The sequence below is a fragment of the Amycolatopsis sp. CA-161197 genome, assembly GCF_050942255.1.
Lineage (GTDB): Bacteria > Actinomycetota > Actinomycetes > Mycobacteriales > Pseudonocardiaceae > Amycolatopsis.
Genome location: NZ_CP192059.1, coordinates 9,809,009 through 9,824,294, shown reverse-complemented (window position 1 = coordinate 9,824,294; position 15,286 = coordinate 9,809,009). Strand labels below are relative to the sequence as shown.

At 71.0% G+C, this 15,286-nt stretch carries 14 protein-coding genes; 8 read left to right on the top strand and 6 right to left on the bottom strand.

Annotation, left to right across the window (positions count from 1 at the left end):
* Nucleotides 1-76: 76 nt before the first annotated feature.
* The 6 genes from murQ to ACQPXB_RS46600 all read right to left on the bottom strand — a co-directional run bounded on the left by murQ (nt 77) and on the right by ACQPXB_RS46600 (nt 8,514).
* Complete coding sequence (gene murQ, locus ACQPXB_RS46625) at nt 77-1,006, bottom strand: N-acetylmuramic acid 6-phosphate etherase (protein ID WP_432848431.1); 930 nt, start codon at nt 1,004-1,006, stop codon at nt 77-79.
* Nucleotides 1,007-1,023: 17 nt separating this feature from the next.
* The gene (locus ACQPXB_RS46620) at nt 1,024-1,998 is read right to left on the bottom strand and encodes a MurR/RpiR family transcriptional regulator (protein ID WP_386944700.1); all 975 of its coding nucleotides are present in this window, start codon (nt 1,996-1,998) and stop codon (nt 1,024-1,026) included.
* Between the two features lie 238 nt (nt 1,999-2,236).
* The gene (locus ACQPXB_RS46615) at nt 2,237-4,012 is read right to left on the bottom strand and encodes a serine hydrolase (protein ID WP_432848429.1); all 1,776 of its coding nucleotides are present in this window, start codon (nt 4,010-4,012) and stop codon (nt 2,237-2,239) included.
* Nucleotides 4,013-4,023: 11 nt separating this feature from the next.
* Nucleotides 4,024-5,283 carry an exo-beta-N-acetylmuramidase NamZ family protein gene (locus ACQPXB_RS46610; protein ID WP_432848427.1) on the bottom strand — a complete coding sequence of 420 codons (1,260 nt, stop codon included), beginning with the start codon at nt 5,281-5,283 and terminating at the stop codon, nt 4,024-4,026.
* Nucleotides 5,280-7,115 (bottom strand): glycoside hydrolase family 3 protein, encoded by a 1,836-nt coding sequence (locus ACQPXB_RS46605; protein WP_432848425.1) that lies wholly within the window; start codon nt 7,113-7,115, stop codon nt 5,280-5,282. Before ACQPXB_RS46605 ends, ACQPXB_RS46610 begins: the two co-directional genes overlap by 4 nt.
* A 553-nt stretch (nt 7,116-7,668) precedes the next feature.
* Nucleotides 7,669-8,514 (bottom strand): HAD family hydrolase, encoded by an 846-nt coding sequence (locus ACQPXB_RS46600; protein ID WP_432848423.1) that lies wholly within the window; start codon nt 8,512-8,514, stop codon nt 7,669-7,671.
* Between the two features lie 554 nt (nt 8,515-9,068).
* Here ACQPXB_RS46600 and ssd point away from each other — a divergent pair.
* From ssd to ACQPXB_RS46560, 8 genes are all read left to right on the top strand, one after another.
* Nucleotides 9,069-10,151: a septum site-determining protein Ssd gene (gene ssd, locus ACQPXB_RS46595; protein ID WP_432848421.1), complete on the top strand. Its 1,083-nt coding sequence runs from the start codon at nt 9,069-9,071 to the stop codon at nt 10,149-10,151.
* A 606-nt stretch (nt 10,152-10,757) separates the two neighbouring features.
* A complete protein-coding gene (locus ACQPXB_RS46590; protein WP_432848419.1) occupies nt 10,758-11,894 on the top strand; it encodes a TadA family conjugal transfer-associated ATPase in 1,137 nt (378 codons plus the stop codon).
* A complete protein-coding gene (locus ACQPXB_RS46585; protein WP_432848417.1) occupies nt 11,891-12,643 on the top strand; it encodes a type II secretion system F family protein in 753 nt (250 codons plus the stop codon). Before ACQPXB_RS46590 ends, ACQPXB_RS46585 begins: the two co-directional genes overlap by 4 nt.
* Nucleotides 12,640-13,332, top strand: a complete 693-nt coding sequence (locus ACQPXB_RS46580; RefSeq protein ID WP_432848415.1) for a type II secretion system F family protein — start codon at nt 12,640-12,642, stop codon at nt 13,330-13,332. The genes ACQPXB_RS46585 and ACQPXB_RS46580 overlap by 4 nt, the downstream gene beginning before the upstream one ends.
* A 31-nt stretch (nt 13,333-13,363) precedes the next feature.
* Nucleotides 13,364-13,528: a DUF4244 domain-containing protein gene (locus tag ACQPXB_RS46575; protein ID WP_220244842.1), complete on the top strand. Its 165-nt coding sequence runs from the start codon at nt 13,364-13,366 to the stop codon at nt 13,526-13,528.
* Complete coding sequence (locus tag ACQPXB_RS46570) at nt 13,528-13,866, top strand: TadE family type IV pilus minor pilin (protein WP_366588821.1); 339 nt, start codon at nt 13,528-13,530, stop codon at nt 13,864-13,866. The genes ACQPXB_RS46575 and ACQPXB_RS46570 overlap by 1 nt, the downstream gene beginning before the upstream one ends.
* On the top strand, nt 13,863-14,216 hold the full coding sequence (locus ACQPXB_RS46565; protein WP_432848412.1) for an Rv3654c family TadE-like protein: 354 nt from the start codon (nt 13,863-13,865) through the stop codon (nt 14,214-14,216). Before ACQPXB_RS46570 ends, ACQPXB_RS46565 begins: the two co-directional genes overlap by 4 nt.
* A gap of 421 nt (nt 14,217-14,637) precedes the next feature.
* Nucleotides 14,638-15,258, top strand: a complete 621-nt coding sequence (locus ACQPXB_RS46560; RefSeq protein ID WP_432848410.1) for a bifunctional DNA primase/polymerase — start codon at nt 14,638-14,640, stop codon at nt 15,256-15,258.
* Nucleotides 15,259-15,286: the final 28 nt, after the last annotated feature.

Genomic DNA, 15,286 nt, shown 5'->3' with positions numbered 1-15,286 from the left:
TGAGGGGCTCTTCGTCCGTTTCAGCCCGGCTGCTCGCGCTCCCCGCAGAGCTCCAGCAGCCTTGTTTTCGCGCCGATCAGCCTGCGCGCAGGTGGAGCGAGTCGAGTGCCTTCCGCACGTGGCCACCGTTGGCCGTCAGCGCCGCCGCCGCGTGTTCGACGTCGGAGCCCGACAGCAGGTGCACGAGGGCCGTCTTGAGGTCGCCGCCGGCCTCGGTGAGGGCGTCGGAGCAGTCGGCCATGGTCAGGCCCGTGGCTTCCTGCAGGATGCGGATCGTGCGGCCGCGCAGCTTCGCGTTCGTGGCCCGCATGCTGACCATCAGGTTCGAGTAGGTCTTCCCCAGCTTGATCATCGTGGCCGTGGAGAACGCCGTGAGGATCAGCTTCTGCGCCGTGCCCGCCTTCATGCGGGTCGAGCCGGCGATCACCTCCGGGCCGGTGGCCACGGCGATGAGCACGTCGACGCCGTCCGGCTTCGCCGCCCGCGGGTTGGCCGAGACCAGCCCCGTGTGCGCGCCGAGCCGGCTCGACGCCTCGAGTGCGCCGAGCACGAACGGCGTGCGCCCGGAGGCGGCGAGGCCGAGCACGAAGTCGCCCGGCTGCACCACAGCAGCGAGCTCGGCCGCGCCGGCCTCGTCGTCGTCCTCGGCGTTCTCAACCGCCTGCCGCAGGGCCTTCTCACCGCCCGCGTGGTGCGCGACGAACAGGTCCGGCGGCACGTTGAACGTCGGCACCAGCTCGGCCGCGTCCAGCGTCGCCAGGCGGCCCGACGTGCCCGCCCCGACGTAGTGCACGCGGCCGCCGCCCCGCAGCGCTTCCACGGCGTAGTCGACCGCGCGCGCCAGCTGCGGCAGCACCGCGGCCACCGCGTCCGGCACCCGGCGGTCCTCGGCGTTGATGGCGCTGAGGATCCCCATGGTGGACATCAGGTCGATGTCCACCGTGCGGGGGTTTCGCTGCTCGGTCGGCGAATCGACGTGCACCGCCTGGGTGGGGACGGTCATCATGCGCCTCGTTTCTGAGTTCACTTACCGGTTTCCCGCGGACGGCGGCGACCGTCGGGCCTGACCCCGAGCCGGTGCGAGCCGACCGCGTCCCTCGTCGCGTCCAGCGCGTTGACGGAGGCGTCCATGTGCCGCTGTGCGACCCCGATGAACAGGCAGTCGATCACGGTGAGCTGCGCGATGCGGCTCGCCGTGGCTCCGGAACGGAAGGTGGTTTCCCGTGCGGCCGTGGTGAGCACGTGGTCGGCGACCTCCGTGATCGGCGAACGCGGGAAGTTCGTGACGGCGACGGTGACCGCGCCGTGCTCGCGGGCGACGCGCAGCGCCTCCACGGTGTCGGTGGTCGCGCCCGTGTGGGAGACGCCGATGGCGACGTCGCCGGGGCTGAGCACCGCGGCCGAGGTGAGCATGATGTGCGTGTCGGACCACGAGAAGCTCACGCGGCCGATGCGGTGCAGCTTCTGCTGCAGGTCGGCGGCCACGAACGCGCTCGCGCCCACGCCGTAGACGTCCACGCGGCCGGCGTCGGCCAAGAGGTCGATCACGCGCTGCATCGTCGCGACGTCGAGCTGGTCGGCCGTCTCCTCGACGGCGCGCGCGTCGGCGAAGCTGACCTTGCCGATCACGGCCGCGAGGTCGTCCTCCGGGCTGATCTCGCCACCGAGGTTGCGCGTGGTTCTGGCTTCGGTGCGCGCGGTGTCCGCGGCCAGCGCGATGCGCAGCTGCGGGTACCCGCCGACGCCGACGGCCTTGCAGAACCGCGTGACCGTGGTCTCGCTGGTGCTGGCGGCGAGGGCGACCTCGGTGATGCTCCGGCGCGCGACCGACGCGGGGTCTTCGAGCACGACCTTCGCCACCCGCTGCTCGGCGCGGGCGAGCCCGGGCAGCAGCGAGCGGATGCGGACCAGCGGGCTCGCATCGGCGTCACGCACAGTGGTCTGAGCTGGGGTTTGCTCGGACGGTGCCGGGATGGTTACGGAATCGGCATCGTCCACCGTCGGAAAGTTACTAACCGTTGGCATTTGCGACAAGGCTACCCACATCCTTCGGCAGGATCGCAACCCGTCCGTGTCTGCGGACTTCGTTCTGCGATTAATCGTTGACCAGAAAGTCGCTAACCAGGTCGACCTTGTTAACGAGGTCAAGCTAACGACTTGGCAACTTAGTGTCGCCCCGCAAAAGGCTTCGGATCGCTGAGTGGGAGGGCCAGTTCGGCGTTGTGCGACAGGCCGGTCACCGAGCGCTCAAAAACCACCCGGTAGCGGTGAGTGCCGACGGATTCCGCTCACCATCGAGAACTGCCCGGCCGCGTTCGGTGACTTTCACACCGTCGACAGAAACTCCGCGTCCGGTGTAACTCGCGTCTGTGTTGTACCGCCAGCGCAGGGTCGTAACGCTCGAGGCCGGTACTTCTGCCGTCACGCGCCACCAGGCACGGTGTCCGTGGCCTGAGAGCGACGTCACCTGTCCGGGGGGTGCGCCTGGTCCGTTCGCATGAACCGCGACTGGTTGCCAATTGACGCCGTCCGAGGACGATTCCAGCTGAAGTGGATCAGTCGGACCTTCCGTATCCACGAAGGCGTAGAAGGAGACCTGAAACGGGCCGCCGGATCGCGGTGTCAAGGGCTGCGTACTCAGCGTAGCCGTCGACTTGTCGCCGAGGCCGGCGAACCACGCGTCGTGGCCCTCCGCGGGCTTCACAGCCATGGCTTGCGCGAGCGAAGTGGCCCAGACCTGGCGGGCCGTGTTGATGGAACCCCAGTTGCGGCTGGGGTGCACTCGGTTGGTCAGCAACAACGCGAACGATCGCGATTCCGGGTCGATGACCAGCGTCGTGCCGGTGAATCCGGTGTGGCCCGCCGTCACCGGTGAGGAAAGCGCACCCATGTACCAGGGCTGGTCGAGCTCGAACCCGAGGCCGTGGGCGTCGTCGGGGAAGCGCTCGTTGTAGTTGGTCAGCATCGTCTCGACGGTGTCGGGACGCAGGATGCGCTTGCCCCGGTAGGTGCCGCCGTTGAGGATCGTCTGGCAGAGGATCGCCAGGTCGCTCGCGGTGGAGAACACGCCGGCGTGCCCGGCGACGCCGCCGAGCGACCAGGCGTTCTCGTCGTGCACCTGGCCGCGCACGAGCCCTCGCGGCGGGTTCGTTTCGAACTCCGTGGCCGCGACGCGGTCCAGTTTCGACGCGGGCGGGTTGTACCCGGTGTCGACCATGCCCAGCGGCGCGGTGATGCGGTCGTGCACCACCTTGTCCAGCGTCTGCCCGGTGAGCTTCTCGATGACGAAGCCGAGGGTGAGCATGTTGAGGTCGGAGTAGAGGTAGGTCGTGCCCGGCGCGTTCTTCAGTGGGCTGTCGAGCACGGCCTTGCGGCGCGACGGGATGTCCGGGTAGCCCTGCCACAGCGACGGCACGGGGTCGGCGTCGAAGCCCGACGTGTGCGTGAGCAGCTGCTCGATCGTCACGGCTTCCTTGCCGTTCACGCCGAACTCGGGCAGGTAGCGCACCACCGGCGCGTTGACGTCGAGTTTGCCCTGCTCCACCAGCTGCAGCGCGGCGATCGAGGTGAACAGCTTCGAGACCGACGCCATGTCGAAGATCGTGTCGTCGCGCATCGGCACCTGCTGGCCTTTCGGCAGCTCGGTGCCCGCGGCGTCGGCGTACCTCAGCGCGCCGCCGACGGCGTAGCGGTCGACTACCACGCCGTCGTGGGCGAGCAGGCCGACGGCACCGGAGAAGTGCGGGTGGCCCGACGCGTCGGGCTGGGTCCAGCTCGCCAGGAACTGCTCGGCGGACTTGATGGGGCCGGCGTCGAGCCCGACGTCGGACGGCTTGCCTTCGCGCAGCGTCGTCGACGGAGCCGCGAAGCCGTGCCGCACCACGTCGAATCGCCCGGCGAGCGGGTCGTGCTGCGTCGTGGTGGCGATGGCGGCGGCTCCTGCGATCGACGTGACGGCGAGCAGCACGGCCATCGCCGTGCTCGTCGCGGCGAGCACCTTCCTAGCACGCATGACCGCTCTCCTCAGCGATAGATCAGGTAGGGGCGGCGTTTACGGTCGAAGGCCGCGAGCTCGGCGCGCCAGGCGCCGGTGACCTCGTCGACCCCGGCGCCGGCGTCGATCATGGTGCGCAGCCGGTCGGAACCGGACAGCAAGTCGATGGCGTGGTCGGGCCGCCAGCCGAACGTTTGCGGCGCGACCTGCTTTGCCGTGACGAGCATCGAGACGGCGGTGGTGATCGCGTCGAACGCCTGCGGATCGGTCACGGTGAGCTGCACGCCGCCGCAGGTCTCGTTCACGAACTTGCTGAACGTGGGCACGAAGTACGTCTCGCGGAAGCGCGCGCCCGGCAGGTCGAGCGCTTCGAGCTTGTCGCGCCAGTGCCAGTCGACACCCGGCGCGCCGATGATCTCGAACGGCCGCGTCGTACCGCGGCCCTCCGCGAAGAGCGTGCCTTCGAACAAGCAGGTGCCGGGGTAGACGATCGGGGTGTCGGGCGTCGGCATGTTCGGGCTCGGCATGACCCAGTCGAGACCGGTTTCGGCGAAGAGCATGTCCCGCCGCCAGCCGCGGACCTCGATCACCTGCAGTTCGACGGGCTGCACGCCTTCGCCGGGCAGGAACTCGGAGTTGAACAGCCGCGCCAGCTCGCCGACGGTCATCCCGTGCTGCTGCGCGATCGGCTTGCGGCCGACGCCGGAGGCGAACTTCGGGTCGAGCACCGGGCCGGCGAGGCGGCCGCCGATCGGGTTCGGCCGGTCGAGCACCACGAAGGCCGCGCCGACCTTCGCCGCCGCGACCATCGCCGTGTAAAGCGACCAGATGTAGGTGTAGAAGCGGGCGCCGACGTCGGCGATGTCGAACACGACGGTGTCGAGACCGGCCTTGGTGAACAGCGTCGCGAGCTTCGCCGCGTCGGCGCCGTACGCGTCGTACACGGGGATGCCGGTGCGTGGGTCTGTGTAGTCGCCTTCGGAACCACCGGCCTGCGCGCTGCCGCGGAACCCGTGTTCGGGGCCGAAGGCGGCGACCGGCTTGACGCCGGCGGCGACCATGTCGTCGACGATGTGGTCGCCGCTCGCGAGCACGCCCGTCGGGTTGGACAGCACGCCGAGCTTGTGTCCGGCGAGCGGACGCCAGTGCTGGGCGGCGAGTTGTTCGGCGCCGGTGAGCACTCGTCGTTTCGCTTGGCTTGGCGTGGCTTGCGCGACGGCCGAACCGCCCGCGAGCGCCGGTACGGCGAGGGCGGGGACGGCGAGGAACTTCCTGCGGTTGAGGTTCACCAGCTCAGTCCGTGTCCGAAGGGGTACTTGACGGTGTTCACGTCGGCGCCCGCGGGGACGTCGACGGGCAGCTTGCCGCTCGGCTTGGTCTCGCCGAGCACGACCTTGGCCAGCGCCTCGAGCGACGGCGTGATGTAACCGTAGGTGGCCAGCCACGTGGGCACGGGGTTGGCGTACCCGGCGTCGTACGGGATCTGTGCGGCGACGGCGACCACGGGCTTGCCGGTGTCCATCAGCGCCTGCAAAAGCTTGTTCTGCAAGGGAAATCCGCCGAGGTTGTTCGTGAGGACCACGACGAGGTCGGTCTTCGCGGCGGCCGCGGCGGCCTGCGCGATGAGATCGTCGGACGGGGTCTGCCCGGTCTGCAACGCGGTCGCCTTGGTGCCGTGGGCGGTGAGGCGGTCGGCGAGCGTCTGCGTGCTGGCCACGCCCCAGCCGGTGACGAGCGCGGTGGCGGGCTTCTGCTTGAGCGGCAGCACGCCGGCGTCGTTGGCGATGGCGGTGATCGAGCGGTCGGCGATGCCCTGCGCGGTGGCGAGGTGCGCCGGCGTGCCGACCTTCTTCGCGACGAGCGCCGGGTTGTCGAACGGCGAGGTGAGGATGCCGCGCTTGAGCTTCAGCTTGAGCACCCGCAGCACGCTCTGGTCGATCCGCTGCATCGGCAGGTCGCCGGACTTCACGGCGGAGATCACGGAGTTGATCGCGAGGTCGAGGTGCACCGGCATGAGGAGCTGGTCGATACCGGCTTTCAGTGCCAGCACAGGGATTTCGGCGTCGCTGTGGAGCTCGCGCACGCCCTGCATCTCCAGCGCGTCGGTGATCACCACGCCGTCGTAACCCAGCTCGTCGCGCAGCTTTCCGGTGATGATCGGCTTCGACAGCGTGGCCGGTTCACCCGACGGGTCGAGGCTCGGGAACTGGATGTGGGCGCTCATGATCGAGTCGATGCCCGCGGCGATGGCGGCCTTGAACGGCGGCACGTCGATCTTGCGCCACTCGTCCTCTGTGCGGTCGATGCGCGGCAACCCGGTGTGGCTGTCGGTGGCGGCGTCGCCGTGGCCGGGGAAGTGTTTTGCCGTGGAGGAAACGGTTTCGAAGGCCGGCCCGGAGTTCTGGTAGCCCTCGACCTCGGCCGTCACGAACTGGCTCGCGAGCCCCGGCTGGCCGGCGAACGAGCGCACGCCGATCACGGGGTTGGCCGGGTTGGAGTTCACGTCGGAATCGGGCGCGAAGTCCTGGTTGATGCCCACGGCGCGCAGCTCGTGGCCGATGATCGTGGCGGCCTGCGTCGCGCTGTCGGTGCTGCGGCCGGCGGCGATGGCCATGGAATTGGGGAACTCCGTGGCGGGAGCGCCCATCCGGGTGACGGTGCCGCCCTCCTGGTCGGTGCCGATCTGCAACGGGATGTGGGCGCCGCTGGAGATCGCGGCCTGCTGCAGGCCGTTGGAGAGCTTCGCGACCTGGGTCGGGGTGTCGAAGTTGTCGCGGGTGTCGTTGTTGAAGTAGATGACGCCGCCGAGGTGGTACTTGCGGACGACCTCGGCGGGCGTGTCGACGCCGAAGTCCGTCTGGTTCTTGGGGTTGACCTCATCGGCGGACTTGCCGTTCACCCACGTGACGAACAGCTGCCCGACCTTTTCCTCGAGGCTGAGGCCGTGGAGCGCCTGCTGGGCGGCGGCGTCGAGGGAGGTCATCGCTTTCGCGTCCGGTGTGCTGCCTGAAGCGGTCGCGCCGATTCCGGCGCCGACTCCGGTGATGGCGAGGAGCCCCGCGAGGGGGACGGCGAGCGCATGGATCCTCCGCGGGCGCGTGCGCGCGAGTCGGGTCGTCACGAAAGGGCCTCCCAGTGTCGTGCGCCGCCGGTGGTGAGAAGTCCACCTGGCGGCGCCGGTATCGGGAAGCTACTCACCGGCTTGGGCGTTGTCCATCGGCCGAGCGCAGCAACATGGGGGTTGTGCTGGGATTTTCGTGGGGACAACCCTGGAAACACTGGCGGCGCCCGTCGGCCGAAGCCGGCGGGCGCCGCCTGCAAGCGCGGAACATCTCGGGCGACCAAGCGTGCAACTCTGGTCGTACCTTCATGGACTCGGCGTCCGGCGTCCCGGTACGCAGTCCCTAGACGACGAGCCTCCCGCGGCGCGCTGCGCGTGGGTACCCGGAGTCCGCGCACGGAGGTTGCCCGGGGTGACAGAGGCTTCTCTTCTACCTCTGCCCTGGCCGGCTCAACGTCCGCACCTACTTTCTACGCCGTGAGCCCGGTCACTTCAAGAGCGTGGACGGGTGCACCCGCAAAAGAGGCTCGATCTGGTGATGCACACACCCTGAGCAACGGCCGATTCCGCTCTACGCTTGAGAAAACCGGTCGCGGTACCGCCGTGTGGGTGCCTAGCGCGGGGGCGTTCGGAACCGTCGGCGACGACTCAGGCTGTACCAGGTGGCGCCCGCCGCGAAGGCGCCCACGCCGAGCGCGACCATGCCCGCGGACCGGGCGGGGATCCGGCTGCGCAGCGACATGGGGCGTTCGAACGCGAGGATCGGCCAGCCGCGCTCGCCGGCCTCTCGGCGCAGGAGCTTGTCGGGGTTCACCGCGTGGGGGTGGCCGACGGTCTCCAGGAGCGGGATGTCCGTACTGGAATCGGTGTAGGCGAAGCACTCGGCGAGGTCGTACCCGTACGTCGCGGCGAGCTGTTTCGCGGCGATGGCCTTGTTGTCGCCGTAGCAGTAGAAGTCGATTTCGCCGTTGTAGCGGCCGTCGGTGACACCCATGCGCGTGGCGACGCAGCGCGTGGCGCCGAGCATCGCGGCGACGGGTGCGGCGACCTCTTCGCCGGTGGCGGAGAGGACGACGACGTCGTGGCCGTCGGCGAGGTGGCGGTTGATGAGATCGGTGGCCTCGACGTACACGAGGGGGTCCACCACGTCGTGGAGCGTTTCTTGCACGATCGCGGAAACCTGGGCGACATCCCAGCCGGCGCAGAGCTTCGAGACCTCGGCGCGCATGCGTTCGGTCTTGTCGGCGTCGGCGCCCGCGAGGGAGAAGACGAGTTGTGCGTACGCGCTACGCAAAGCGGCTCGGCGGTTGATCAGCCCTTCTCTGAGTAATGGTTTGCTGAACGCCAGCGCGCTGGAAGAAGCGATGATGGTCTTGTCGAGATCGAAGAACGCGGCGACGGCGCGCCGGGGTTCTTCGGGGTGGGATTCGCGCGGCGGCGCGGTGCTGGGTTCGGCCACGTGATCAGGATAGGAGAAGCGACGCTCTCGTTCTCGCGTTGATCGAACACCGGCGCGCCCGTCCGGCGGAAAATCCATGACAGGACAGTACATCCGGCTCTGGATGCCGTTATCGAATCGTAGGTGTCACTCGCGGCGCCAACCGGTGCCCTGCGGAGTTACAGTGGGGGAACCCGGTGTCCAACCGGGCCGGTTCAGTCCGACCCCCCGGGGCTGAACCCACGGCGGCCCTCGTCCCTCCCCCCTGGCGAGGGCCGCCCTCTTTTCTCGGGTAGTGCATTTTTTCCGCTGCGTTCGCGGATCGCCAGGATGTTTTTCGTGGCAATTACGAGACTGCCTGCAATTCCCCGGTTCAGGGGTGTCGGCGGGTCGCGCATTGTGCCTCAGCGGCCCGACGGGTTCGGCTGTGCTGAGCGGTTTCGGCGGGAGTTGTCCACAAGCACCGGGTTATCCACAGGTTGCTTGGTTGGCCATTGCCGGCGGGCTCGGGCCGGGTGATCTTGGTGGGACCCGGTCCACATCGGCCGGGTCCGATCCGCCAGGGGGAGGCCTTCATGACAACCGCACGTCCACTCGTCGTCGCCGCCGACGGCGCGGTGCTCGACGAAATCCTGCGCGTCGCCGCGGTCGCCGGCTGCGAGCTCGACCGCGCACCGGACCTCGCGGCCGCACGCTCGCGCTGGACGCGGGCGCCGCTGGTCGTGATCGACGAGGACTCCGCCGACGACCGGGTGCTCCTGCCCCACCTATCCCACTTACCCCGCCGCGACGGCGTGGTGGTGGTGTCGAAAGGCGCGGCCGGCGTCGACTCCTGGCGCCGCGCGGCGCTGGTCGGCGCCCGGCGCGTGGTGTGCCTGCCCGACGACGAATCCGACCTGACCGTGGCGTTGGCCGACGTCGCCGACGCCCCAGCCGAACGCCCCGGCCCGGTCCTCGCCTTCCTCGGCGGTCGCGGCGGCGCGGGTGCTTCCGTGCTGGCCGCCGCCACGGCCGTCGAAGCGGACCGCGCCGGCCCCGCCCTGCTCGTCGACTGCGACCCGTTGGGCGGCGGCCTGGACCTCCCGCTGGGCTTGGAAAACACCCCCGGCCACCGCTGGCCCGACGTCCGCCTGTCCGGCCGCGTCTCGCTGCCCGCTCTGGTCGACGCCCTCCCACGCCGCGGCACCCTGCCCGTGTTGGCCTGCGGCCGCACCGGCCCGGGCCCCACGCCGCGCGCACTGTCCGCCGTCGTCACCGCCGGCCGCCGCTCGGGCCGCACCGTCGTCTGCGACCTGCCCCGCCACCTCGACGAGGGCGCTTTGGCCGTCGCCTCTCTCGCGGACCTGGTGGTCCTGGTCGTCCCGGTCGAATTCCGCGCCTGCATGGCCGCGCGCCAGGTCCTCGAGCTGCTGACGCCCCACACCGACCGCCTCGCCATCGTCGCAAGTGGACACCTCCAAGCCGGCGCACCCCCCTCCCGCACCACGGCACTCCTTGGCCCACCCCTGCTCGCCACCCTGCCGCCCGAACGCCGCGTCGCCGCCACCCTCGAAACGGGCGAGTTCGACCTCCCACCCAAGGGCGCCCTGGCCACCACCGCCCGCACCGTCCTGTCCGAACTCCACCCCACCCCGACCTCACTTCCCGCGGCGGCTTGAGATGCAGCCATGTACGGGCTTCTCGGCCGCCTCGCTGTGGTCGGGTTCCACCGAGCCCCGTCCTCGCTTCCGGTGGCGGCTTGTGATGCGAGCGTGTGGGGGCTTCTCGGCCGCCTCGTCGTGGCCGGGCTTCACCGAGCCCCGGCCTCGCTTTCCTCGGGGGCTTGTGATGCAGCCGTGTAAGGGCTTCTCAGCCCCCGCGTCGTGCCCGCCCTCCGCCCAGCCCCGTCCTCGATCTCCGCGGCGGCTTGTCATGCGAGCGTGCACGGGCCTCTTGGCCACGTCGTCAGGCGGCAGCGTGGCCGACCGACGCCACGACCGCACTCACCGAAATCCGACCTCCGCACGGGTCCGCCTTGGCGCTAGTGGCGCGGCCTTGCCGACCGAACTCCTCTTGCGGCACTCGCTGCGGTGCGGGCCGTAGGCCGCGCCGCCGATAAGTCCTCCGTCGTTCCGGCCGCGAGATTGTGTTCCCGAGCCGGGTTCGCCCTTCGCGCGCCTGCGCTCGGCAGTTCGCGTGGTCCCTCTGTCATTTCCTTCACCACCAACCCATTCGCCTTGCGATGCCGGGAGCCCAGCCATGCCCACTCGTCCGAAGCCGCCGACATGACCACCGAATTCGTCGAGCGCGTCCGCAACCGCCTCGCGGGTGAGAGCCGTCTGGCGGACCCCGTCGCCGTCGCGGAGGCCGTGCGGGCGGAGGCCGGCGGCACGCTCAGCCACGATGCCGTCCTCGATGCCGTCCGCCAGGCCCACGACGAGTTCGTCGGCGCAGGCCCGCTCGCGCCGCTACTCGAGGACCCGACCGTCACCGACGTCCTCGTCACCGCGCCCGACCAAACCTGGACCGACGGCGACTCCGGCCTGACCCGCACCGACGTCCGCTTCGCCGACGAAGAAGCTGTCCGTCGCCTCGCGCAGCGTCTGGCCCTCGCCGCGGGCCGGCGGCTCGACGACGCACAGCCCTATGTGGACGGTTGGCTTCCTGTCCCGGGCGGACACGTCCGAGTCCACGCCGTGCTGCCGCCCATCGCCCCCAACGGCACCTGCCTGTCCCTGCGCGTCCTTCGCCCGGCCACGCACACGCTCGACACCCTGACCTCACTCGGCGTCGTCAACGAGGAAGGCGCCGACATCCTTCGCTCGATCATCACGCGCCGCCTCGCGTTCCTGGTCACGGGCGGCACCGGAGCCGGCAAGACGACCCTCCTCAGTGCACTCCTCGCCGAGGTCAGCCCGCGCGAACGCATCATCTGCGTCGAGGACGCCGGCGAACTCCGGCCCGTGCACCCGCAGTTCGTCAGCCTCGTCGCGCGCCCGGCCAACGTCGAAGGCGCCGGCGCCGTCGAGCTGCCCGAGCTCGTCCGCCAGGCCCTGCGCATGCGCCCCGACCGCCTGGTGGTCGGCGAAGTCCGCGGCGCCGAAGTCTGCTCCCTGCTCAACGCCCTCAACACCGGCCACGACGGCGGCGCCTGCACCCTCCACGCCAACTCGCCCTCCGAGGTCCCCGCCCGCCTCGAAGCGCTCGCCTCCCTGGGCGGCCTCACCGGCGCCGCCCTCCACAGCCAGCTGGCCGCCGCCATCCGCGTCGTCCTCCACCTCCGCCGCGACCCCACCGGCGCCCGCCGCCTCACCGAAATCGCCACCCTCCACCGCACCACCGCAACCACCCACACCACCCCCATCTGGCGCGACGGCCACTGGACCCCCTACCGCCCCCTCTTCGAGGAGGCGACCGCATGATCACCGCCTGGCCGTTCCTCTGCTTCGGCACCGCCCTCCTCACCTGGCCCACCCTCCCGAGCCGCCTGCTCGCACCACCGCGGCGACGGCTCACCATCCCCACGCCGCCGCGCCAGGCCGTCTGGGTGCTGCCCACGCTCCTCGCGCTCCCGCTCGCCGGGGTCGGAGCCGCGGTGGCGACCGCGCTGATCACCGTCGCGGCAAGGCAGGAATGGCGCAGCAGAAAGAAAACCGCCGCAACGCTCACCCGGGCTGAGCAGACGTCCGCCGCGCTCCGCACGATGGTCGCCGAGCTGCGGGCCGGCGCTCACCCGGTGCTCGCGGCTGAAGCGGCGGCCGAAGCAGTCCCCGCGGTAGCCGGAGAACTCACCAACCTCGCGACCGCCGCGAGACTCGACGGCGCGCTCGAATCCCGAGAACTCCCGGAACTCGCCGCGGCCTGGGCCCTCGCCCGACGGCACGGCCTCCCCATCGCAGACACCCTCGACGCCACCCGCCGCGACCTCGACGCCGCCACCACGTTCGCCCGGCGGCTCCACGCCAAGATGGCCGGCCCGCGGATGAGTGCGACCGTCCTGACCGGGCTGCCGGTCCTGTGTCTCGCCATGGGGCAGGCCATCGGTGCCGAGCCGCTGACCGTCCTCACCCACACCGTCCTCGGACAGCTGTTCCTCGTCGCCGGCGCCGCGCTGCTCTGGGCGGGCACCGCCTGGTCCCGAGCGCTCACCGGCCGTCGGGAGATCCGATGACGCCTTACGTCCTCGCCGCCGTCGCGCTCCTCGTCTGGCCGAGCGCTCCGAAGCCGCGGAGCCTCGCGCCGCCAACCACCTGGCGACCCAAGCTCCCGAGCCTCCGCACGAGACACGCCCTCGCGGCCGCGATCGCCGGCGCATCCGTGGCCGTAGTCGCCGGACCAGCGGGCGGCGCACTGGCTGGAGCAACAGCCTGGTGGCTCCTCCACCGCTCGCGTCGGCCCAAACCCCGCGACGACGTCACCGAACGTCTGAACTCTGCCGCCACCCTCGACCTCCTCGGCGCCTGCCTCCAGACGGGCCTGCCGGTGCCGACGGCCCTCGAAGCCGTCAGCGCCACCGCGCCCGAGCACACGGCGACCGCGATGAAGGCCACCGCCAACCTCCTCGCCCTCGGCGCCGGGCCGGCCGAAGCCTGGGCCCAGCTCAAAACCCGGCCCGGGTTCGAGGAGCTGTCGGTCGCCGCGACGCGAACGGCCCGGTCGGGCGCGGCGCTCGCGGCGACGGCCGGCGAAGTCTCCCGCCGCCTGCGTGACGGGATCGGCGTCGAGGCCGAGGAACGCGCGGAACGGGCCGGGGTCGCCCTGGCGCTGCCGGTGGGGCTCTGTTTCCTCCCCGCGTTCTTCGTGCTCGGCGTGCTGCCGGTGGTGCTCGGCCTGGCCGAGCGGATCGGGAGCGTGTTGTAGATGAATCCACAATGGACAGAAAGGACCGACCATGCACTTCCTCCCCGGAGACGAGGGCACCACCACGGCGGAGTACGCCATCGGCACGGTGGCCGCGGCGGCGTTCGCGCTCGCGCTGTTCGTGCTGCTCAGCGGCGACTCGATCAGCACGGCGCTGTCGGGTCTCGTGCAGCGGGCCCTCACGGTGGCGACCTGATGGCCGGCCGTCGCCGGGACGGCGGGATGGTCACGGTCGAAGCCGCCCTTTCGCTGGGCGCGCTCACGGCCGTGGTGGCTCTGCTGCTCGCCGGCCTCGCGGCGGTGCTCGGGCACATCCGGTGCCTCGACGCCGCCCGCGAAGCCGCGCGCCTGGCCGCCGCCGGACAGCCCGGTGCGGCCGAGGCCGTCGTGCAGACGATCGCGCCCCGCGGCGCGCGCCTCACCATCCGCCGGTCCGGCGACGGCATCACCGCCGAGGTCACCACCGAGACCCTCACCGGCTTCCACCTGGACGCCAGCGCTTACGCCGTCGCCGAACCCGGAGTGCAGCAATGAAGGACAGCGACGACGGCGTCGCCACCGTGTGGACGGCCATCGTGATCGCCGCGCTCGTCGGCCTCGCCGCGGCGGGGTGCTGGCTCGGCGCGGCCGTGGCGGCGAGGCACCGCGTGGAAGTCGCCGCCGACCTCGGCGCGCTGGCCGCGGCCGCGCACGCCGCCGACGGCCCCGCCCGGGCCTGCGACCGCGCTCGCGAGGTGGCCGACCACGAGGGCGCGGTCGTCACGGCTTGCAGCTGGCACGAGCGTGACGCCCTCGTCGAGGTGCGAGCTGCAAGTCCACCCGTTCCCGGCTTGCCGCCGCCCTCGGCGCGGGCCCGGGCCGGCCCCGTCGGCCTCCCGGAGTGACGCCCGCCACCGCTCGTCCGCGCGTCTTCACGACGAGTGGCGGGCGATGTGGATCATCGCCGAGCCCATCAGACGCACTGTCTCGACGAGCGGCCAACAGCCACGAGCAGCGGTAGCTGACGCACGGCGAGCGGTTAAAACCGCTGGTGAGAGGCGTAAACGACGTGGTGCGCCTTGGCGGTCGCGAAGGGCGGTGAAAGTGTCAACCCGCGTGCTGGAGGGCCTCAGCGGGGGCTCAGCGGCCGATCATCGGCTGTCCGTTATCGGCCGAGCGGTGCACTACCGGGCGTTCATCGCCCAGTAACCACCGGTTGTCGCGCGGCTCTTCCGCGCAATGTGCAAATTGCCGTTTAGTGAGACGTGCGCCACCAACGGCCCCGACCCGGGTGGCGCGAAACCGGACCTTGAAGGCAGGAAAGCAATGTTGGACGCGAATTGGCCGGACAGCTGGCGGAGCGCCTTCCGCATCGAACTTCGTGCGGAGGCGATCGGCCTCGCCTGGCGCGGCTGGCCGGTGCTCCCGGGGGCGACCCCGGCGCCGATCACCGGTGACGGCGACGACCTCACGTGGCGCCGGCCGGTGCCGGTGCGGGACGACTGGCGCGAGCTGGTCGGCACCCACGCCCACGAGGTCGCCACCTGGTTCTCCGACCGCACCCACAGCCTGCTCGTGGCCACGGGCACGGTCGTTGACGCCATCGAGGTCGACGACGAGCTGGGCAAGCGCGCCGCCCGCCTGCTGCGTGCCCTCGGGCACCCCGCGCCGATCGTCGCGATGCCCAACGGCCGTTGGCTGTTCCTCACCACGCCCGCCGACCACATCCCGGCCGAGCTCGCCGAGCAGGCTTCCGTGCAGTGGCACGGTGCCGGCAGCTACATCCCGCTGCCGCCGTCGCCGTTCCAGCACGGTGTCGTGCACTGGCGCGTGAAGCCCGAGGTGTGCGGCTGGCAGCTGCCCGACCCGGCCGAGGTGCACGACGTGCTCATGCGCGCCCTCGCCGACGAGCACGCGCCGCTGCTCGCGGAGACCACCGCTGCGTGACCGGTTCGACCCCGGCATGCAGCGTCGA